Raw genomic sequence first — 19,738 nt, 5'->3', positions numbered from 1 at the left:
GAGGGACGAGAGGCTATGCTTCGCGGTGCCACCCTCATTTGTCCTTCTTCTCGCAAAGAAAGACCTTGGCAGGTACAAGACCTGAGAGATAACGGATCTACCGTTCGCGCCTACTGCGATACCCGGGATATCGGTTCAGCGCAACAACTCGGAAGTGCTCATCCTAGTGCGGAACCACCGATTCGCAGCTACCATCGGCTCTCTGAGGGTTTCCGGGCTAGGCCTATCTTCGTCACCGTTGTTGAAGTATTCGCTAAGATTTGTATCTACGATAACACGGGTAATTATAGTCGTCAAGCACAAAAAACAGAAAAAAAGAACATTGATACAAAAAAACAATATATAGTTCGTGAAATATAGGGGTTTTACCAAAAGGGATTAATGAAAATAACCTAAAACCGAACGTTAAGTAATAAGTTTCCTATAAAATGGGTTTTTGCGCGGAAAATGTTCGGGTTTTGCTTGATCGAATGCCCATTGAAGAAAAATGCCCTTTACCGTCAGCTCACAGAAGGGTACAGGGCATTTTTCTCAAGTGCTTACGAAAGGAAGTGATGCAGGGGAGAGTGGTTACATGTTGGTCAGCGTATCCGTCAGAACAGGTACGATTTGTTTTTTCCGTGACACGACGCCTTTCAGTACCGCCTGATTATCAACAAGGCTGACGTTGTATGCCTTTTCTACCGCATTCGAAGCGCGTCCAAGAGCAAGGCCGATGGAATCGTTGTTCAAAATATCGGTTACCACGAACAGGAACAAATCCAGGCCCTTGTCGGAAATAATTGCAGAAAGTGCTTCTTCCAGCTCCGCTTTGCGTGCCAGAACGTCGTTCACATCGACTGCATTTACCTGAGCAATTTCCACCTTGTAGCTGCCCATCTGGAATTCCTTCGAGTCAAGAGAGATCAGCTGGGCGATCGATTTCGTACTCAAATCGGCACCGGCTTTCAGCATATCCAGGCCGTACGCATTCAGATCGACTCCGGCAATCTCCGCCAATTCATGGGCTGCCGCTACGTCCTGCTCCGTGCAAGTAGGGGATTTCAACAGCAGCGTATCGGAAATAATCGCAGACAGCATCAGCCCAGCCATTGTCTTCGAAATTTCAACGCCGTGTTCCTTGTACAGCTTTTTCAGGATGGTCGTTGTGCAGCCGACTGGTTCGGCCCGGTAATACAGAGGATTGCTCGTTTCAAAGTTGGCGATGCGATGGTGGTCGATGACTTCGACTACTTGGACCTTATCAATGTCGTTTGCACTTTGCTGGCGCTCGTTATGGTCTACCAGGATGACCTCGTTTGCTTCGTTTGCCACAGTCTCGACCAGGCGGGGGGCATCTACTTTGAACGTATCCAGCACAAATTGCGTTTCGCTGCTGATCTCGCCCAGGCGAACGGGCTCCACATCTGCACCCAGCTTGGTTTTGAGATCCGCATATACGATTGCAGAACAAATGGAATCAGTGTCCGGATTTTTATGTCCGAAAATAAGTGTTTTTCCCATTCTAATGCTCCTTCGTTGTTTTTGGCGAGAAAATTATACCATGAAAAGGGGGAGAAATGCGATGAAAATGAAAAAACCCCCCACAGCTGAAGAGCGGTGAGCGGTTTTTTGTGAGCTGGGAATCTTACTCTTCCACTTTAATGGAATCAGTAGGGCATCCTTCAGCCGCGTCGCGAACGTCGTCAAAAAGGATTTCCGGAATCTCAGCACTATTGGTGTTATCGTCGATCTTGTTGAAAGCAAGGCCTTCGTCATCGTAATCGAAAACGTCAGGAGCCGTTGCGCCACAAGCACCGCAAGCGATACAGGTTTCTTTATCTACCCATGTGGTCATCGTGGTTTCACCTCCCATACCTGATGGTACGTCCACTGTCATAACTCATTGTATGCTCTGTCTGGAAAGATTTCAAGAATGAATCGTATCTAAAAATGTACGACTATCGATAAAGCGGTATCTCAGGTGCCTTCAGGCTGCTGTAATGCTTGCCTTGTACCTCTTTAAAATCTCCGCTGTGCACCGCATCAGTCGCTGTCAACAGGCGAACTGCGGCGTCAACGTCTTTTATACCCAAGTTCTTGGCATCGTCAGAACCAAACAGCAAGTCGAGACGAGCGGTCAAATCCTCCGGGCTGTAGCTCTCCCATTTTTTATGGGCGCTGATGGAATGAGCCGCGATGTACGTCTTGTAGTGGAACGGCAACTGCTTCCATTGGTCTGCGCTCACATTGGCTGGGACGTCTTTTGGGAGCGTCTGCTTTGTAACGTACGCCGACTCCCAAACGGCCAATGAATGGTAGAACTGCTCGCTTCCCTTGAACCAGCCGTCCAAGGACAGCCGAGAAGAGATTGCAGCCGGAGAGAGAGCATTACTATTCTGATCGGAGAGCAATTGCTTCATACCATCCAAATAAGCCCGCACCCCAGTATTAAATTGGCTGTGTGCCTGAACGAGAAGAGGAGAGGTTGGCAAGGGAACTTCTTTGTCCAACTGTTTGCCAGTCTGCTTTGCGGCTTCGACCAGTTGCTCCAACGCATCCTTTTGCGCGGACTTGTCCAGATTCGGCCAAGCTGCCATCTTCTCAAAATGCGCTCGTTTCAATTCCTGCACAGGAGCATAAACGGCGTAGTAAAAACGGATAAAGTCCTGTTCGCTGTACAGCTTTTGCTCGCGCAACTGGCGTTCCCGTTCTGCTTCCAGCTTCTGCTGTTCGAGAACGGCTGCTTGCTGTGCTTCAATCTTTGATTTCATATAGTAGGCACCGAAAAAAAATCCGCCAACAAAGCAAGCAAGTGTTATGATGATCATGTAGGCAAAGATAAATTCTGACTTCGACAGACGCTTGTTCATACAATCCTCCACAGTTGTTGGTACGATTAAGGGATGAGTCTCGTGTTGGCAGCAGGAGAGCAATCATACACGGGTCTGTATCCCGATATGGAAAAGGAGTACCCATGAGCAGTTCAACTCTTCATGATCGGGAATGGGCTTTCATACGTTCGCTGACCATTACAGGGATGCTTCCCTTGGCAGGCGAGCGGACGGTTCAGGCCCTTTATTACATATTGCGTGGCAGAAAAGCAAACCAGACCCTGCAGGACGTTCATTTATACAGCCTTTATCCGTATTATCGGATGTTTCCCCGTCTTTTGAAAGAGGATTGGGAGAAAATTGTTTATAAATTGCAGGAGGAGTCTTTGCTGATCCCGATGCAGAGGGCGGAAAGTGGAAGAAAACCGTCATTTGTCTTGACGGAAAAAGCTCTTCAAATCGCGTCCGAAAGCGAAAGAGAGTACAACTTTTCGTACTGGTTTGAACCCTTTACCGCCGCAGATATCGCCGAGCAGATTGATTTGTTTTGGCTGCGGCTGCATCTGATCGTTCAGACGGTTTCCCACTTATTGGAAGGCGATCTTTCCTTTCAGCCGATCGTCCAGGAAAAACGCACCCAGCGCTGGGTAAAAGAGTGTCTGGCGGACAAGGAGCGGCGGGCTCGCTGGACAGAAGGCTTGGCACAGGAGCTGTTCTGTTCCATGTCTCCGCTTTCTGAGTCCGTCCAGGAAATGATCTTCCAGCGTTTTTCGGGCGTTTCCCAGTCGGGACTCACGCTGTCACAACTGAGTTTGCGAAAACGGGAAGCTCCAGCTTATATTCACATGCAGATTCGCTGCGGGCTGGCTCGGATGATCCGTACGATTCAGGACAATCGCGCTGAGTTCCCCCTGCTGTCTGCTTTGCTGAAAAATGAGGGGGGAAAAGACCCGCGTCTGACTGAAAGCGCATCTTTGACATACGTATTGGCCAAACAGGGAAGCAGCATCGAGCAGATTGCCAATAGGCGGGGCATCAAGCCGGGTACGGTCGAAGACCACCTGGTGGAAATCGCTTTGCGCTGCCCGGAGTGGGACGGCTCGCGATATCTTTCAGCTGAACTGGCAGAAGAAATTGTCAAAATCAGTGAGCGGCTTGGGACGAGCAGGTTGAGACTCATTAAAGACCAGCTCGGCCCGGGCGTTTCGTATCTGCAAATCCGACTGGCGCTGGCAAGAAAGAAAGGAGGAGAAGAAGATGCAAAAAGAGACGCTTGACCTAAGACTCGGGGATCTTCTGAAGCGTCATTTCGGCTACTCCTCTTTTCGTCCGGGACAGTGGGAAATCATCGAGCGGATTCTCCGAGGCGAAAACGTGCTGGGACTGATGGCTACGGGGGGAGGCAAGTCCGTGACATATCAGCTTCCTGCGCTTTATTTGCCAGGGACGGCAGTCGTCGTTTCCCCGCTAATCTCTTTGATGACCGATCAGGTGCAGCAGCTTCGCGGGAAGAGAAAAATCCCCGCTGCGTACATCAATAGCACTATGGAGCCTGCAGAGACGCGGGAGCGCCTGTTTGAAATCAGCCGCGGAGCGTACAAGCTCATTTATGTATCACCGGAAAAATTGCAAAATTCCGCAGTTCAAAAAGCGCTGGTCCGCGCTGGCGTATCTATGCTCGCGATTGATGAAGCCCATTGCATTTCGCAGTGGGGCCATGATTTTCGCACTGATTATTTGCGTCTGCCACAGGTGGTCCAAAGCTTGGGATCGCCTCCTGTGCTGGCAGTGACGGCAACGGCGACGCCAGGGGTGAAAGCGGAGATTTGCGATCTCTTTGACATCAAGCAGGAAAATGTCATTACCCAGCCGCTCAATCGGGAAAATATCGCCATAGACGTCATCCTGGCTGAGTCCGAAGCGGATCGCAGACAGATGGTAAAAAAATCCATAGACGAATTGCAAGGACCGGGAATCGTTTATTGCAGTACCCGGCAAACAGTGGAACTGCTCGTTGCGGAGTATCAGCTTTCCGGGAAAAAAAGTGTGCATGGCTATCACGGCGGGATGAGAAGCATGGAGAGAATGGTTGTGCAAACGCAGTTTTTGCGGGGGGAGCTCGATGCCATCATAGCTACCAATGCGTTTGGCATGGGAATCGACAAATCCGATATCCGCTTTGTTCTGCACTATCACTTTCCGCCAAGTCTGGAAGCCTATGCGCAGGAAATCGGCAGAGTCGGAAGGGATGGAAAAGCAGGCTATGCCGGGCTTTACTACGTCCCGGAAGACAGGCTGATTCACACCCATCTGCAGGAGAAGGAGTATCCCACCACGGAGCAGGCGCTTCGGTTTTTGCAAGGGCTTTCCCAGGCAGGGACCAAGCCCATCTCCGAGCTTGCGATGCATGACATCCCGGAAGAGAAGGCAGCTCTCTTATTTTTCTATGCAGAGCTAGCGGGGATCGTCAGTGACGTGGCAGCGGGACGAGAAGAATACCGCTATGAACTGAGTGATGCCTCGCAGATGGGGAACCTCGCCGAAAAAGCATCCCAAATGATCGAAGCGATGGAAAAGCCGAAATGGCTAAAGCGTCAAAAACTGTTGGAAATGCTTCGCTGGCTCGAAGGGAACGAATGCTATCGGATGCGATTAAATAGATACTTTGGCGAGCTCGATCATACTTCATCGGCTGCCTGCTGCAGTCATTGCGGGTTGGACAGATCCGCCTATTTGGACAAGTCCGGATCGCGAACGGAAAGAACAGAGAAAAACGCATGGAATCTGAGGAAGGCATTGGAAAAGCTTTTGCCGAATAAAAAGGGAGGAAGCATCTTTTGAAGCGCGTGCACCATGGTCTGGACGATGCGACATTGCGATTTAATCTCTGGCTGACACAAGTCGTCGTCATTGGTGTGGCCCTGATCGGCAGCCTCTTTGTCCACGGATGGGCAGACACGCTTTCCCTGTTTCGCTTTCCAGGCATCGGGTCGTTGATGTGGGCGATAGGGGTTGCTGCTGTCGTCGTCGGGTCAAGCATTGGCATGGACCGTTTTTTGCCTCCTCGCTGGCAGGACGACGGGAGTATCAATGAACGCATTTTTTCCGGGCTCTCTATCGGCGGCACGTTCGTTCTCTGCTGCGTCATTGGCATTGGCGAGGAATGGCTGTTTCGCGGTGTCGTCCAGCCGGTTATCGGCAATGTGTGGACGAGCGTTCTTTTTACGCTGGTTCACGTCCGCTATTTGTCCAAACCATTGCTTGTCGGGAGTGTATTTGTCACCAGCTGGCTGTTGGGGTGGCTGATGGAGACGAGCGGTTCCCTGCTTCCGTCCATTCTGGCCCACATCGTCATTGACCTTTTGTTGGCCTTCTATATTCAACATGGATATTCCCGTGAGAGGAGGAACCTGGAGTGACACCAAACGAGAACAAAAAACAGCCCGAGAGCATAGAAAGCTTTGAGTACGGAGCAAACGCTCAGCATGGAGGCTTGCCCCCCAGGAGAACAAAGCACAAGCAGGCCGGTCAGGTGAAGATGCCAGCCTTTTCTTACAGGACCATCCTGCAATCAGGGCTTGCTGTCTTTGGAACTTTGTTTTTGATTCTGATCGGATTCGAATTGTACAAGGCGTCACAAGCAGTGCCAGGTGCCGTTTCCTTTGTAGAGAGTTCGCAGGGAACAGAATCTTCGCAAGCAGAGAGGGGGCCAGTCGAAGCCTCAGCAGAGGGAGCGGTACATCCACAGGCAGATACGGCGTCGGGCCAAGACTCGTCAACCCCTGGGCAACAGCAAAATGCGGAAAACCAGTCGCCTGGATCACAAAAGCTCGGTTCTGCCTCCCAGTCTCCTTCTGCGAGCCAAGCGGAGACCAATGCTGTTGCGGGAGGAGAAAAACAAGCAGAGAAGGCTGCTTCGGAAGCCCATCAGGGAAGCGGCAGCAGTTCCCCGGCGACCAAACCGGAAGACAAGCCTGCCGCTGTGGAAAAGCAACAGGCTTCTTCGCCGCAATCCGAAGTAAAACAGCATAAAGTGAAAAAAGGGGAGACGCTGTTTCAGCTTTCCCGGATGTACTACGGCCATAACAGCGGGGTAAAGAAAATTGCAAGTTACAACGGGATCAGCGCGGAAGCACAGCTTTTGGAAGGGCAAATCGTACAAATTCCGCTTTCCCGGTAATGAGCCGGGGATGTCTGGGGAAAAATAACGGAAACCAGACAGACGAGGTGGAATGACCATTGACATTTGACACCGTGATAATTGGCGGCGGGATCGCTGGCTGGCAGGCTGCCATTCAATTGAGCCGAAGCCTGCGAAAGGTAGCGGTGATCGATGACGGTGGCGGGCGTTCGTCTGCGGCCAAGAGGTATCGAAACCTGTTGGGCTTTCCCGCCGGAATCAGTGGCGACGAATTGCGGCAGGCAGGACGGACGCATGCGATGCGCTATGGAGCGGAGTACTTCGAGGATGAAGTGGTCTCCCTTGTTCAGGATGCTGATCAGCTCTTTCGCGTAGAAACGAGACGTACGCGTAGTACAATCCGGGGGCGCACAATCGTGCTGGCAACGGGAATCGCAGACCCGTTCCCTGATATCGACGGATTGCACGAGTGCCTCGGCATCTCGGCTTTCATCTGTCCTGATTGTGACGGGTATGAAACCGTCGGCAAGCAAACAGGGGTGATCGGCCGGGCAAGGCAGGCAGTTCAGATGGCAAATGCGCTTTCTTATTATACGGACAAGCTGCAGCTTTTCATCTCGAGCACGGAGGAAGAAACAGCGGACATTGACAGCGCCAAGAACTCTTCGTACCCCTGTTGCTTTGAACCGGTAGTGTCGCTTGAACATCAAGCCGGTGAAGTGCGGTGCTTGCATTTGGCAACCGGAGAGCAGGTCGAGCTGTCCAGAGTTTTTCTCGCATTCCCAGGAGCACGTGCACAATCCCATTTGCTGCGGGCGTTTCCGGTTGAGATGAATGAGAAAGGGCATGCAATCGTGAATCCCCGCACGAAAGAGACAAGCTATCCCGGCATTTGGGCGATCGGTGACGTTGCTGCCCATTCTCAGCAGGTAGCCATCGCTATGGGGGATGGTTCCCAGGCGGCCATTTGGATACATAAACGGTTGCTACAACAAGATTAGGTGTAGACGGATTGCATTTTGACAGGTGCAATCTTTTTTCATGGGTTGATAGGCACAAGTGAATAGGAACGCCATATAATTTGATAGCAAGTATGGTATTGAGGAGGATGGGGGAGAAGTGACGGCGTACCTGAAGGATTTGATAGCCGGCGTTCTTGCCTGGTGGTCTATGAATGGCGCTTACAAATTGTTTCCCGTCAAGGAGCTGGCTGCACGCGGCTTGGGAGAAGGGATGACATTACTGTTGTTTAAGCCCATCGAATTGATCATCTCTGTTTCCTTGTTTTTAATTGCTTCGCTCCTGTGGGGAAAACCATTTGTAGGCCATTTTCTCCGGTTGACGCAGCGGCCTCTCTCCATGGACAGCTTCTTGCATCTGATGATGTGCGGGTATTTCTCGCTGATTGCCTACATCCAGTATGTGAAGATGCCCGGCCCGACAGCTGTACTGCTCATCTTTCTCTTGTTGTTTTCAATAATCAAGCTCATACGGCGAAGGGCACTCTATACGGAAATCACTCAACTGACGCGAAAGAAATGAGTGCGAAAATCTTTCCTGGGAAAGCGCAGGAAGCGACATCCCCCAACCTTGCAAAGGTGACAGTTCGCTAGCTTTCGACACGGTCAAAGTGTTCTCCCCGATTGAAAAGACAGGTAGAGCGCTATGTACTTGTCCATAAATGTGATATGATATAGGTATGACCGAAATGTAGGAAATTGGGTCATCCGCTGCCAGGTATTCGTCGGAAAATGCGGAGAACTCTTACAGGCTTTCATTCATAATTTGTAGTACGACTGGATGGCGAGGAGGGGACGGTCATGCGTGTTGAACGCCTTGGTCAAGACAAGATACGAATCTTTCTCACGTTCGACGATTTGTCGGAACGAGGAATCGAAAAAGAGGACATGTGGCGTGACATTCCCAAAGTTCATGAACTGTTCAACGATATGATGGAGCAGGCTTACCAGGAACTTGGTTTCGAGGTGTCGGGTCCTGTCGCCGTTGAAGTGTTTGCCTTGCCAGCTCAGGGGATGGTCGTAATCGTAACTCGCGGAAAAACAGGCTCAAAGACTGAAAAAGATGAGGAAGAGTACGACGAGGACGATGTGTACGAACTCGAGGTCACACTCGAGGAAAGCGATCTTGTCATTTATTCTTTCCGCGACTTTGAGCACCTGGTTGAAGCCGCTCATCGTATAAACGCATTCCTGATCAACGGAGGCGCAGCTTATTTCTATCAAGGGAAATACTATTTGGTACTGGAAGAGCTCGACCTGGATCAGGACCGCTACCAGAAAATGATTGCGATCCTCTCGGAATATGGAGAGGCGACGCCAACGACCGTATACGTTTTGGAGGAATACGGGAAAGTGGTTGTCGCAGATGATGCTGTCAAGGAAATATGCAGGCACTTTACCTAACGAACTTCCGCATATACGCGTGAAAACAGCACCTAGTTGCGCAACTAGGTGCTTTTCCTGTTTTCATCAAAATGTAGGCTTCTACGTCGTTATGCCGCTGAAAAGGTCTGTTTCCTTTTCCTCTACAGAGGTTTCCCGGGGACGGTCGCCGACGAGAATGAAGTGATTGACTGTACGAACATAAGTCGTATCGCCCTGCAGGACGCCAGGGAAGACACGGCTGACGGACAGGTGCTGTGTCCGGTGGGCGGCCAGTGCTTGGGCTACCTGCGGTACATAAGCAGGCGCGGAAATAATCGTAGTGATGCTGTCGATCGGATCGGTATAGGGAGGTGACGCTATGCCGAAATTCTGGTCCGCAGCATGAGTAACATAATACAGTTTCTGGGTAACTGAGCCGGCAGGCAAGGCTTGAACCGCGCTCGTAGTTGCGGCTGATATCGCCTGATGGTCCGGATGGCCGGAGATGCCATGCGGAGCAAATGTAATGACGACCTGTGGCTTGATCCGCTCAATCGCTTCATTGATCTTCTGCTCTAGCTCCGCCGGAGGGATATTCGATAGTTCTTTGTCTCGGTAGCCCATGAATTCCACACGGGAAATGCCGAGGATGGAAGCAGCCTTTCGCAATTCGGCTTCCCGTACCGCCGGCAGCTCCTCCATCGTGCAGATGGGCGGATCTCCGGGCTTGCCTGCCTCTCCTCGGGTTGCGCACAAAAGATGTATGGATACATCGGGCTGGGATGCGTACTTGCAGATCGTGACGCCAGAGGTAAACGTTTCGTCATCGGGGTGAGCAAAAACGAACAAGATTCTTTTCTCTTTCATGATGAACCTCCGTTAGGCAGCATGGGGTGATAATCTATATTATGGCACAGAAAATCGGTTTTGACAGTCGGGGAAGTGCAGCAAAGGTAATGTTTTTCCAATAAAATGGGCAAGCTAACGACACGTCTGAAAGGAGGAGCAGCCTCCCTTGAATTTGCTGTCAGGACAGGCTTTCAAGCATATTTACCTGCTGAATAAACTGCTGAAAAAAACGTGCCGGGTCTAGCCCGAAAGTGCCTATTCCGCATGAAAAGGGAATTTTCATCTTCTCATCCCTGATACAAGCGTGTATACTTAACGATGGGTTTACCGACAACTATTTTGAGGTGAATAAGTAATGGGTAATCACGAAGTGGTAACCGAAAACACCCAAGGGAAAAAAGAACAACAAGAAAGCATGAACTTGCTGCATTCGACCCAAACGGTGATCAAAGAGGCACTGGAAAAGCTAGGTTACCAGGAAGCAATGTACGAACTCTTGAAGGAGCCGTTGCGCGTTCTGACCGTACGTATTCCGGTTCGCATGGACAACGGAGAAGTTAAGGTCTTTACAGGTTATCGCTCACAGCATAATGATGCAGTGGGTCCTGCCAAGGGGGGCATTCGTTTCCACCCGGAAGTTACAGAAGATGAAGTTAAAGCGCTTTCTATTTGGATGAGTTTGAAAGCGGGTATCGTCGACCTGCCATATGGTGGCGGTAAAGGCGGTATCATTTGTGACCCGCGTGAAATGTCGTTCCGCGAACTGGAGCGCCTGAGCCGCGGGTACGTCCGCGCGATCAGCCAAATCGTAGGCCCGACAAAAGACATTCCAGCACCAGACGTGTTCACCAACTCGCAAATTATGGCCTGGATGATGGACGAGTACAGCCGCATCCGCGAGTTTGATTCGCCAGGTTTCATTACAGGAAAACCGATTGCGCTGGGCGGTTCCCACGGCCGCGAAACAGCTACCGCCAAGGGTGTAACTATTTGCATCCGCGAAGCTGCAAAACGCCGCGGCATTCAACTGGAAGGAGCTCGCGTAGTCGTTCAAGGCTTCGGTAACGCAGGAAGCTACCTGTCCAAATTCATGCACGATGCAGGTGCAAAAGTCGTCGGTATTTCTGATGCTTACGGTGCCCTGTACGATCCGAACGGTCTTGATATCGACTATCTCCTCGACCGTCGCGATTCTTTCGGTACTGTTACAAAGCTGTTCAACAACACCATTTCCAATAAAGAATTGCTGGAACTGGAATGCGATATTCTCGTTCCTGCTGCGATTGAAAACCAAATCACGGCTGAAAATGCGCACAACATCAAAGCGCAGATCGTGGTGGAAGCAGCAAACGGACCAACCACACTCGAAGCTACAAAAATTCTCACAGAGCGCGGCATTCTGCTGGTACCAGACGTATTGGCGAGCTCTGGCGGGGTAACGGTTTCCTACTTCGAGTGGGTGCAAAACAACCAGGGCTACTACTGGTCCGAAGAAGAAGTTATTGATAAGCTGGAAAAAGTTCTCGTAAAAGCGTTTGAGAATGTATACTCCCTCGCTCAAACACGCCGCATCGACATGCGTCTGGCCGCCTACATGGTGGGTGTACGCAAAATGGCAGAAGCTTCCCGCTTCCGCGGTTGGGTATAAGACAGGCTTTGTTCCGAAAAAAAAACCTCCTTGCGTATGCAGCAAGGAGGTTTCTTTATTGCTCGAACAATTGTTGAAGCTCTTGAAAGTCGCGGGTTTGCTGCAGGGCGACCATCAATTTCAGGCGTGCCTTCTGGCCATTCAAGCCATTTGAAAACAAGACGCCCATTTCCTTGAGCTGGCGGCCGCCGCCGGCGTAATCGTAGACATCCTGGACTTGGCCGTTGTAGCAGCGCGAGACGAGGACGATCGGGATTTTCTTGTCCAGCAGCTCTTGCAGGACAGGGACGATCGCGGGTGGCAGGTTTCCAAGCCCGAATGCCTCCAGAACAAGACCGTCAACCGGCTGCTCCAGCAAAAAGCCAAGCCAGCGAGGGTCCATCCCGGAAACAGCCTTCAGCAGCGGCACATCGGCCTGGGCGCTGGCGATCGGGTAGTATTCCCTGACCAGTGGAGCATGATGGTAACTGACGCTTTTTTTGGAAATAGTCCCGATCGGACCGTATTGCGGCGATTGAAAGGTAGCGACATTGCTGGTGTGGGTCTTGGTTACATGTCTGGCTGCGTGAATCTCATCGTTAAACACGACCAGTACACCTTTGTTCCTGCTCTGGGGATCAGCGGCAGTTCGTACGGAGGAGATCAGGTTTACAGGTCCGTCAGCTCCCAGCTCATTGCTGCTCCGCATGGCGCCGGTCACAACGACTGGCACGGTCACAGGCAAGGTTAGGTCGAGGAAATAAGCGGTTTCTTCCAATGTATCGGTTCCATGGGTGACCACGACCCCGTCATAGCCGTGCTGGCTCAACTCGTGTTGAATGAAAAGGCGAAGCTCATTCATAATCGCAGGAGTGATATGGGGACTTGGCAGATTGATGTGATTGATCATGGTTACATCGGCGTACCGATCCAAAAAAGGCAAAATTTTTTCGACAGCGTGATCTTCCAGAGGCTTGACTCCTTCTGATTCGTCGACGGACATGGCGATGGTGCCGCCTGTGTTAATGACTAAAATTTTCTTTTGCATAAAGTCTCTCTCCTGTAGCGGTTTTCAAGTAACCATTATTCATGGTACGATGAATAATAGTCTTGTGTAAAGGAGCAATACTCAGATGCTTGCTGTCATTGGGGCCGCTATCGCCCCCGGTATCGCCATCCTGAGTTATTTTTATCTCCGTGACAATTTGGAGCCCGAGCCGATATCCATGGTGATTCGGACCTTTATTTTCGGGGTTCTCTTAGTCTTTCCCGTGATGGTCCTGCAGCATATTATGCAGACCGAGTGGAACTGGCGAAGTGAGCTGTTTGCGAGTATTTTCCAGTCAGCGGTGGTAGAAGAATTTTTTAAATGGATGGTCCTGTATTTCACTGTCTATAAACACGTGGAGTTTGATGAGCCTTATGACGGAATTGTGTATGCGGTAGCCGTTTCCCTTGGGTTTGCCACATTGGAAAACTTTATTTACCTGATCATTAATGGGGTGGATATTGCCTTTTGGCGCGCTTTTTTGCCCGTTTCCAGTCACGCGCTGTTCGGCGTGTGGATGGGGTATTATTTAGGGAAAGCCAAGTTTTCGGGAAAAGCAAACCTGGAGCTGAGACGTTTGTTTGTCTCCCTTGCATTGCCGATCATTTTGCACGCGTTGTACAATTCCATCTTTTTGACGACAGAGCACTGGATTTGGATCATAGTTCCCTTTATGCTGCTTCTATGGTGGCAAGGGCTGAAAAAAGTGCAGAGGGCCCACGATTTCGGTTCTAAAACACTAACTTCCCGTCCACAATAAGTAGCGAGGAGGAGAAGAGACGTGTCTAGGAACCAACGAACGAAAGTGACGATTCGCTGCAATGAATGCGGAGAAAAGTTTACGCTCCGGGGACGGCGAGAGCCCAGCGGAGAAGTGGAGACCGGCTTTAAACAATGTCTTTGCAACAACGACAGACATTTCAGCATTCAGGAACAACCATAGTCTTTGCCCTAATCGAATAGCGTTAGCTTCGACGAGATCGCGGAGCAGAGAAGAATCGGCCATGATGCCGGTTCTTTTTTTCTGCCCGGAAAGGTGGATTCGTGAATAAACATTTCTAGCTCCACTAACACTATGCAAAGATTGCATGATATGTCAAGGAGGATGTGTACCGTGGGAACGAAGCTGATCGCAGGGGTACTGGCAGTGCTGGCTGCAGTTGCCGGGTACTGGATTTATTCAGACGAACCGGATAAACAGGTGGCGACTGCACAGGAAGTGGAAGTCGCTGCACCGGCAAAAGGAAAGGCGCAGGCAAAGACGCAAAGCTTCCATCCCTCCCGCTTGTCGGACAATGAGCTGAAGATGATGGCCAATGCTGTTTACGGTGAAGCCAGGGGAGAGCCGTATGAGGGGCAAGTAGCGATTGCGGCAGTCATTTTGAATCGGGTGGAAAGCCCTTCGTTTCCCGATACACCCTCCGGTGTCATTTTTGAGCCAAGAGCATTTACGGCCGTTGCAGACGGGCAAATCTGGCTGACTCCAAATGCCCAGGCGAAAAAAGCTGTCCGGGATGCCTTGAACGGCTGGGACCCGACAGGGGGCTGCACGTATTACTTCAATCCGGCGACCGCTACTTCAAAATGGATTTGGAGCCGACCGCAGGTAAAAAGAATCGGCAGACATATATTTTGTCGTTAACTAGTGAAGGGGGGACTATCACAACATGGTATATGGAGCAATTGCACGTGTTGCTTTGCCCGTTGCTCTCGTTGGCTTGGTAGGAGCGGGCATGTGGGGCTATCAGGAGCACAACGAAAAAAACTCGGTGCTGATCAAGGCCGAAAACCAGTATCAACGCGCATTCCATGACTTGAACCACCATATCGACAAGCTTCATGACGAACTGGGGAAATCTCTCGTAATCAACTCGCGGAGTCAGATGACCCCATCTTTGACAAACGTGTGGCGACTTGCTTATGCAGCTCAATCCGATGTCGGCCAATTGCCGCTGACACTGATGCCGTTCAACAATACAGAGGAATTTTTGGCCAAGGTAGCTGACTTTTCATACAGGGTAGCCGTGCGCGACCTGGACAAAAATCCGCTCACTAATCAGGAATATCAAACGTTAAAGAGCTTGTACAACAATTCCAAAAGCATTCAAAAGCAGCTTCAGCACGTACAGACGAAGGTGATCGACAAACGGTTGCGCTGGATGGATGTGGAGACCGCTCTTGCATCTGATGACAAAAAGACGGACAACACCATTATTGACGGTTTCCGAACGATTGAAAAGAAGGTACAGGAATTTCCGGAAGTAGACTGGGGCGTAGGCATCAAGAGCCTGGACAAGAAAAAGCAGCAGCGGATCAAAGGAATTGACGGAAACCCGGTTTCCAAGGAGGAGGCGCAAAAAATCGCTCTGTCCTTTACCGGTTTAGACCCGGCCAATACAAAGGTAGAGGTCGACGATAACGGCAAGGCGGAAACGTATTCGGCGTACAGCGTTCGCTTAACCTCCCCCCAGTCGCCGACACCTATTTACATGGATGTGACGAAGCGCGGCGGCAAGGTAGCATGGTTGATGAACGAACGGGATGTAGGGGAACAGCGGATGTCCATGGAGCAAGCGGAAGCGAGCGCCAAGAAATTTTTGGAGGCGCATGGCTTTTCGAATATGGTCGTAGCGGAAAAAGACGGTTATGAGGGCATGGCCGTTATGACCTTTGTCCCCGAGCAAGATGGCGTCCGCATCTATCCCGATGCAGTTGCGGTGAAAACGGCTTTGGACAATGGCACAGTAGTCAGCTTCAATTCGACCGAATATCTGTTTAACCACAAGCAGCGAATCCTTTCCAAGCCGAAAGTGACAGCTGAGCAAGCAAAGAAAAAAGTGAATCCCAGCGTAAAAGTCACCGACCAGCGGCTGGCGCTCATTGAAGGAAAAAACGATGGAAATGAAGTGCTGTGCTGGGAGCTGGCCTGCAGCTTTGAAGGGAATTCGTACATGGTCTACATCAATGCAATGACCGGCGAAGAGGAAGAAATTGTGAAAATGACCACAGGACAAGAAAGCAAAGCTACAGAATAGATGCTTCTTCAAAGGGAAAGCCGGCTGGCGACGGTTTTCCCTATTTGCCGTTTATTGGGCCCCCGGGTTATAATGGAAGGCATGAGGAGAAAAAGGGGGAAAAGCATGATCATGTTGCTGCCTAGAATCGGACAAACACTCCGCCTTAACCTCGTCGATGCCTGGGATGAGAACCGCGATCATACATTAAAAACAAGAGTTGCAGACCTTCGGGACGACACGGCAGTAATCGAGCTTCCCATTAGCGAGAAGACCGGAAGAACCGCCCCGCTGTTGACTGGTACTGAATGCGATGTGTGGTACATCGGAGAAGACGGCTCCCGCTATGAGTTTCGCTCAACGATCATCGGCAGGCAAACGGAAAACATTCCGGTCCTGCTAATGAGTCTCCCAAGTAAAGATGCGGTCATTCGGAATCAAAGGCGCAATTACCTCCGTATTCAAACGGCTGTAGAGATTGCAGTGAAAATGGACGATCCGCTGAGACAGTACCATTTTCTCGCTCGGACAGTCGACTTGAGTGGAGGCGGCCTCTCCTTTACATGCGAGGACAACATGCGCTTGCAGGAGAAGGATAGTCTGGAGATATGGCTGTCGCTGCCCAGCAAGGCAGGTCAGGTGCATCACGCTTTTGCCCTTGGAGAAATTGTGCGGCAAAAGCCTGCAGATGAAAAGGGGAAGCATCAATGGGTGTCAGTGAAATTCACGAAAATCAACGAATCCGATCGGGCAAAGATCGTTCGTACATGCTACGAGAGACAGTTGGAAATGAGAAAAAAAGGCGTACTGGAATAACAACTGCTGAAGGGTGATACCGGATGGCTGAAGACTTCGACCAGCAATTTGACCGTTTATCCAGGCGAGTAGAAAGAGCAATGGTCCTGCTTATTTTCGTCTGCGCAGCTTTGCTCATAGCTGGTGAACTGCTGCTTGCGGTTGATCCGCTGCGAGTCTTCCTGTTGGAAACAGAACGTCTGGAAGGCGTGTCGCATATTCCTTAAGGGTTTGCGCATGCTTCCATACTATGGTACTATTATAGACAACATAGAGAGTTGAGAAAGTTATGAAAGGGCTTCGACAGAAGCTTTTCTTGTTTTTGTATCTTTCCGGCACTCATACATAGCGGGTGAGAAACAGAATGAACATTGCAATAGACGGCCCAGCAGGAGCGGGGAAAAGCACCGTAGCCAAGATGGTTGCAGAACAGCTCGGCTACCTGTACATCGACACCGGCTCTATGTACCGGGCCTTGGCCTGGGCTGCCCAAGAGCACCAGATTGAAATAGAAGACGAGCAAGCCGTCTCCGAATTGTTGAAAAACAACGTTATTCACTTGAAGCGAGACTCTGCGCAGCAGCGCGTTTATTGGAATGACGAGGATATTACCGATCGAATCCGGACACCGCAGGTAAGTCAATACGCTTCTGTCGTAGCCAGCTATGGTGCGGTCAGAGAGCAAATGCTCGTTTTGCAGCGGCAACTGGCTCAGGTAGGCAATGTCGTCATGGATGGGCGGGACATTGGCACGCATGTGCTGCCCGATGCGGAAGTAAAGATCTTTTTGACCGCATCCATCCGTGAGCGGGCAGAGCGAAGATTGAAGGAATTGCAGCAAAAAGGGCATCAAACGGATCTGGCCGAGCTGGAAGCGGAGATCGCGCAGCGAGATAAACGCGATATGGAGCGGGAGGTTGCTCCGCTGCGACAGGCAGAGGATGCCGTTCTGTTGGATACGACAGGCATGACCATTCCGCAGGTTGTCGATCGGATCCTACAAATTTGCAAGCGATCGGGTGAGTAAGAACGTGAGTTACTATCGTGTATTTCGGGGCTTTTTCCGCTTTATATTTTCTACATTTTACCGTTGGCAAGTAATCGGTGCCGAACATATACCTAAGGAAGGCCCTGTAATTCTTTGCTGCAACCACCTCTCCTTGTGGGATCCGCCGTTGCTGGGCAGCGGGATCGACAGACAGGTGCATTTCATGGCAAAGGAAGAGCTGTTCCGGATCCCCGTCATTTCGTTTCTGATCACCAAATTCGGCGCCTTCCCCGTGAAAAGGGGAGCTGGCGACCGCGGAGCGATCCGCGCGACTCTCAAATTGCTGGAAGAGGGAAAAATCTTTGGAATTTTCCCGGAAGGAACTCGCAGCAAAACGGGAGAGTTGGGCGCCGGTATGCCCGGCGTCTCCATGTTTGCCCTCAAATCTGATGCTGCAGTCATACCAGTGGCCATCATCGGTCCATACAAGTTGTTCCGGCCGGTCAAGATCGTCTACGGACAGCCGATTGACCTCTCGGCTTTGCGGGAGAGAAAAACGGACTCCGAAACGTTGCGTGAGACGACTGACCTGATCATGAGCCATATCCAATCGCTGCTGGATCAACATCGATTCTCGCGCAAGGCGGAATAGAAACAGCAAAGGGTAGAATACTAACTTTGCTGGAACTTCCTGGCTTGTCAGCTAACTGTCAGCCATTTGGCGTCAGTTGCAAATATACATGTTCCCGGTTCTTATACAGTGGAGGTTTAAAAAGGAGGAGTAACCGGCTGGATGACAGTCTGTTTCCTGCAATCATGCAAAATTTTGGTTGCCTCGCTTTTTAAACAGCCTCTAAATAGACGCTTGGGACTTGATGGTATCGAAGGAGGTTTTACTCATGATGGAAGAAAGCAACGTAAGCCTGACGGATGCAACAGTGATTTCCGTGGGTGATGTAGTTAAGGCTACGGTTACCAAGGTGGAGGAAAAACAGGCATTGGTAGACGTCGGCTACAAATACGACGGGCTGATTCCGATCAGCGAACTTTCTCCGCTGCACGTGGAAAAGGTGTCCGATGTCGTTTCGGTAGGGGACACGTTCGAGGTAAAGGTAATCAAGCTCAACGATGAAAAAGAAGAACTGGTTGTCTCCAAAAAGGCTGTTGCCATGGAAACTTCTTGGAGCGATCTGGAGCAAAAAATGGCTTCTGGCGAAGTAATTGAAGCCGTTGTAAAGGAAATCGTCAAAGGCGGTCTCGTCGTAGATGTAGGGGTGCGCGGTTTTATCCCTGCCTCCATGGTTGAGCGTCACTTTGTTGAAGATTTCAGCGAGTACAAGGGCAAAAACCTTCGCTTGAAGGTTGTCGAAATGGATAAAGAAAAGAATAAGGTAATCCTCTCCCATAAAGCGGTTTTGGAGGACGAGGCGAAACAGCAGAAGAGCGCTGTTTTGGATCAACTGCAGCCCGGTCAGGTACTGGAAGGTACCGTGCAGCGAATGACTGATTTTGGCGTATTCGTTGACATCGGCGGAGTTGACGGACTGGTACACGTATCCGAGTTGGCCTGGAACCGTGTCGACAAGCCTTCTGATGTCGTCAAAGAAGGCGACAAAGTAAAGGTGAAGGTTCTGAAGGTTGACAAGGAAAACGAACGGATCAGCCTCAGCATCAAGGAAACGCAGCCAGGACCTTGGGCAGAAGCCGCTGAGAAATTCAAAGCTGGCGATGTGGTCGCCGGTACGGTAAAACGCCTCGTCTCCTTTGGAGCATTTGTAGAAGTGGCGCCAGGGATCGAAGGCCTCGTCCATATCTCCCAAATCGCGAACCGACGGGTAGCGACTCCAGGTGAGGTGCTGAAGGAAGGCCAAGAGGTTCAGGTGAAAATCCTGGATGTGGTGCCGAAAGAGCAGCGCATCAGTCTCAGCATTCGTGCCGTTGAAGAAGATCGTGTAGAGCAGGCAGAGCGTGCGAGCAAGCGCGAACAGCAGCAGTTCCAGCAAGAGAACAATCAACCTTTGGGTGTGACGCTGGGAGAACTGTTTGGAGACCTGAAAGATAAACTGAAGTAAGAATAAA

Annotated in this window: 22 protein-coding genes and 1 other annotated feature (1 of these 23 running past the window's edge); of the genes, 17 read left to right on the top strand and 5 right to left on the bottom strand. The window is 50.7% G+C overall.

Annotation, left to right across the window (positions count from 1 at the left end):
- Nucleotides 1-245, bottom strand: a binding site (T-box leader); it reaches 2 nt to the left of the window's first position.
- 325 nt (nt 246-570) lie between these two features.
- The 3 genes from V5G20_RS16050 to V5G20_RS16040 form a co-directional block, all read right to left on the bottom strand.
- Nucleotides 571-1,503 carry a manganese-dependent inorganic pyrophosphatase gene (locus V5G20_RS16050; RefSeq protein WP_003387145.1) on the bottom strand — a complete coding sequence of 311 codons (933 nt, stop codon included), beginning with the start codon at nt 1,501-1,503 and terminating at the stop codon, nt 571-573.
- A gap of 124 nt (nt 1,504-1,627) precedes the next feature.
- Nucleotides 1,628-1,837: a ferredoxin gene (locus tag V5G20_RS16045; protein ID WP_003387144.1), complete on the bottom strand. Its 210-nt coding sequence runs from the start codon at nt 1,835-1,837 to the stop codon at nt 1,628-1,630.
- A gap of 103 nt (nt 1,838-1,940) precedes the next feature.
- Complete coding sequence (locus V5G20_RS16040) at nt 1,941-2,852, bottom strand: hypothetical protein (protein WP_003387143.1); 912 nt, start codon at nt 2,850-2,852, stop codon at nt 1,941-1,943.
- Between the two features lie 104 nt (nt 2,853-2,956).
- Here V5G20_RS16040 and V5G20_RS16035 point away from each other — a divergent pair, with 104 nt between their 5' ends.
- The 7 genes from V5G20_RS16035 (at nt 2,957) to V5G20_RS16005 (ending at nt 9,377) form a co-directional block, all read left to right on the top strand.
- Nucleotides 2,957-4,090, top strand: a complete 1,134-nt coding sequence (locus V5G20_RS16035; RefSeq protein ID WP_122958406.1) for a helix-turn-helix domain-containing protein — start codon at nt 2,957-2,959, stop codon at nt 4,088-4,090.
- Entirely contained in the window at nt 4,071-5,654 is a 1,584-nt protein-coding gene (locus V5G20_RS16030; protein ID WP_327926580.1) for an ATP-dependent DNA helicase RecQ, read from the top strand. Before V5G20_RS16035 ends, V5G20_RS16030 begins: the two co-directional genes overlap by 20 nt.
- Before the next feature lie 5 nt (nt 5,655-5,659).
- Nucleotides 5,660-6,232 (top strand): CPBP family intramembrane glutamic endopeptidase, encoded by a 573-nt coding sequence (locus tag V5G20_RS16025; RefSeq protein WP_227277478.1) that lies wholly within the window; start codon nt 5,660-5,662, stop codon nt 6,230-6,232.
- On the top strand, nt 6,229-6,993 hold the full coding sequence (locus V5G20_RS16020; RefSeq protein WP_122958403.1) for a LysM peptidoglycan-binding domain-containing protein: 765 nt from the start codon (nt 6,229-6,231) through the stop codon (nt 6,991-6,993). The genes V5G20_RS16025 and V5G20_RS16020 overlap by 4 nt, the downstream gene beginning before the upstream one ends.
- Before the next feature lie 59 nt (nt 6,994-7,052).
- Nucleotides 7,053-7,955: an NAD(P)/FAD-dependent oxidoreductase gene (locus V5G20_RS16015; RefSeq protein ID WP_122958402.1), complete on the top strand. Its 903-nt coding sequence runs from the start codon at nt 7,053-7,055 to the stop codon at nt 7,953-7,955.
- Nucleotides 7,956-8,073: 118 nt separating this feature from the next.
- Nucleotides 8,074-8,496 carry a hypothetical protein gene (locus V5G20_RS16010; RefSeq protein ID WP_003387129.1) on the top strand — a complete coding sequence of 141 codons (423 nt, stop codon included), beginning with the start codon at nt 8,074-8,076 and terminating at the stop codon, nt 8,494-8,496.
- 278 nt (nt 8,497-8,774) lie between these two features.
- Nucleotides 8,775-9,377: a genetic competence negative regulator gene (locus V5G20_RS16005; RefSeq protein ID WP_003387128.1), complete on the top strand. Its 603-nt coding sequence runs from the start codon at nt 8,775-8,777 to the stop codon at nt 9,375-9,377.
- 81 nt (nt 9,378-9,458) lie between these two features.
- On the opposite strand, the gene V5G20_RS16000 is transcribed toward V5G20_RS16005, so the two are convergent.
- The gene (locus tag V5G20_RS16000) at nt 9,459-10,205 is read right to left on the bottom strand and encodes a PIG-L deacetylase family protein (RefSeq protein ID WP_039070924.1); all 747 of its coding nucleotides are present in this window, start codon (nt 10,203-10,205) and stop codon (nt 9,459-9,461) included.
- A 397-nt stretch (nt 10,206-10,602) separates the two neighbouring features.
- On the opposite strand from V5G20_RS16000, the gene V5G20_RS15995 reads away from it, so the two are divergent.
- The gene (locus V5G20_RS15995; protein WP_412679164.1) at nt 10,603-11,835 is read left to right on the top strand and encodes a Glu/Leu/Phe/Val family dehydrogenase; all 1,233 of its coding nucleotides are present in this window, start codon (nt 10,603-10,605) and stop codon (nt 11,833-11,835) included.
- A gap of 55 nt (nt 11,836-11,890) precedes the next feature.
- Here the strand turns inward: V5G20_RS15995 and V5G20_RS15990 are convergent, their stop codons facing one another.
- The gene (locus V5G20_RS15990; RefSeq protein WP_003387125.1) at nt 11,891-12,862 is read right to left on the bottom strand and encodes an asparaginase; all 972 of its coding nucleotides are present in this window, start codon (nt 12,860-12,862) and stop codon (nt 11,891-11,893) included.
- Nucleotides 12,863-12,947: 85 nt separating this feature from the next.
- Between V5G20_RS15990 and prsW the strand changes: the two genes are divergently transcribed.
- The 9 genes from prsW (at nt 12,948) to rpsA (ending at nt 19,731) form a co-directional block, all read left to right on the top strand.
- Nucleotides 12,948-13,622 carry a glutamic-type intramembrane protease PrsW gene (gene prsW / locus V5G20_RS15985; RefSeq protein ID WP_003387124.1) on the top strand — a complete coding sequence of 225 codons (675 nt, stop codon included), beginning with the start codon at nt 12,948-12,950 and terminating at the stop codon, nt 13,620-13,622.
- Between the two features lie 21 nt (nt 13,623-13,643).
- Nucleotides 13,644-13,805, top strand: a complete 162-nt coding sequence (locus V5G20_RS15980; RefSeq protein WP_170208336.1) for a hypothetical protein — start codon at nt 13,644-13,646, stop codon at nt 13,803-13,805.
- Nucleotides 13,806-13,976: 171 nt separating this feature from the next.
- Nucleotides 13,977-14,504, top strand: coding sequence for a cell wall hydrolase (locus V5G20_RS15975; RefSeq protein WP_003387121.1), 528 nt, complete (start codon nt 13,977-13,979; stop codon nt 14,502-14,504).
- Nucleotides 14,505-14,529: 25 nt separating this feature from the next.
- On the top strand, nt 14,530-15,897 hold the full coding sequence (gene ypeB, locus V5G20_RS15970) for a germination protein YpeB (RefSeq protein WP_003387119.1): 1,368 nt from the start codon (nt 14,530-14,532) through the stop codon (nt 15,895-15,897).
- A gap of 105 nt (nt 15,898-16,002) precedes the next feature.
- On the top strand, nt 16,003-16,692 hold the full coding sequence (locus V5G20_RS15965; RefSeq protein WP_003387118.1) for a flagellar brake protein: 690 nt from the start codon (nt 16,003-16,005) through the stop codon (nt 16,690-16,692).
- 23 nt (nt 16,693-16,715) lie between these two features.
- Nucleotides 16,716-16,898: a hypothetical protein gene (locus V5G20_RS15960; RefSeq protein ID WP_003387117.1), complete on the top strand. Its 183-nt coding sequence runs from the start codon at nt 16,716-16,718 to the stop codon at nt 16,896-16,898.
- Nucleotides 16,899-17,035: 137 nt separating this feature from the next.
- Nucleotides 17,036-17,698, top strand: a complete 663-nt coding sequence (gene cmk, locus V5G20_RS15955; RefSeq protein WP_003387116.1) for a (d)CMP kinase — start codon at nt 17,036-17,038, stop codon at nt 17,696-17,698.
- Between the two features lie 4 nt (nt 17,699-17,702).
- The gene (locus V5G20_RS15950) at nt 17,703-18,311 is read left to right on the top strand and encodes a lysophospholipid acyltransferase family protein (RefSeq protein ID WP_003387115.1); all 609 of its coding nucleotides are present in this window, start codon (nt 17,703-17,705) and stop codon (nt 18,309-18,311) included.
- Nucleotides 18,312-18,558: 247 nt separating this feature from the next.
- Entirely contained in the window at nt 18,559-19,731 is a 1,173-nt protein-coding gene (gene rpsA / locus V5G20_RS15945) for a 30S ribosomal protein S1 (protein ID WP_024984945.1), read from the top strand.
- Nucleotides 19,732-19,738: the final 7 nt, after the last annotated feature.

The sequence above is a fragment of the Brevibacillus borstelensis genome, assembly GCF_036700025.1.
Lineage (GTDB): Bacteria > Bacillota > Bacilli > Brevibacillales > Brevibacillaceae > Brevibacillus > Brevibacillus borstelensis.
Note: the sequence above shows the minus strand (reverse complement) of the source record. Positions and strands in the feature narration are given on the sequence as shown.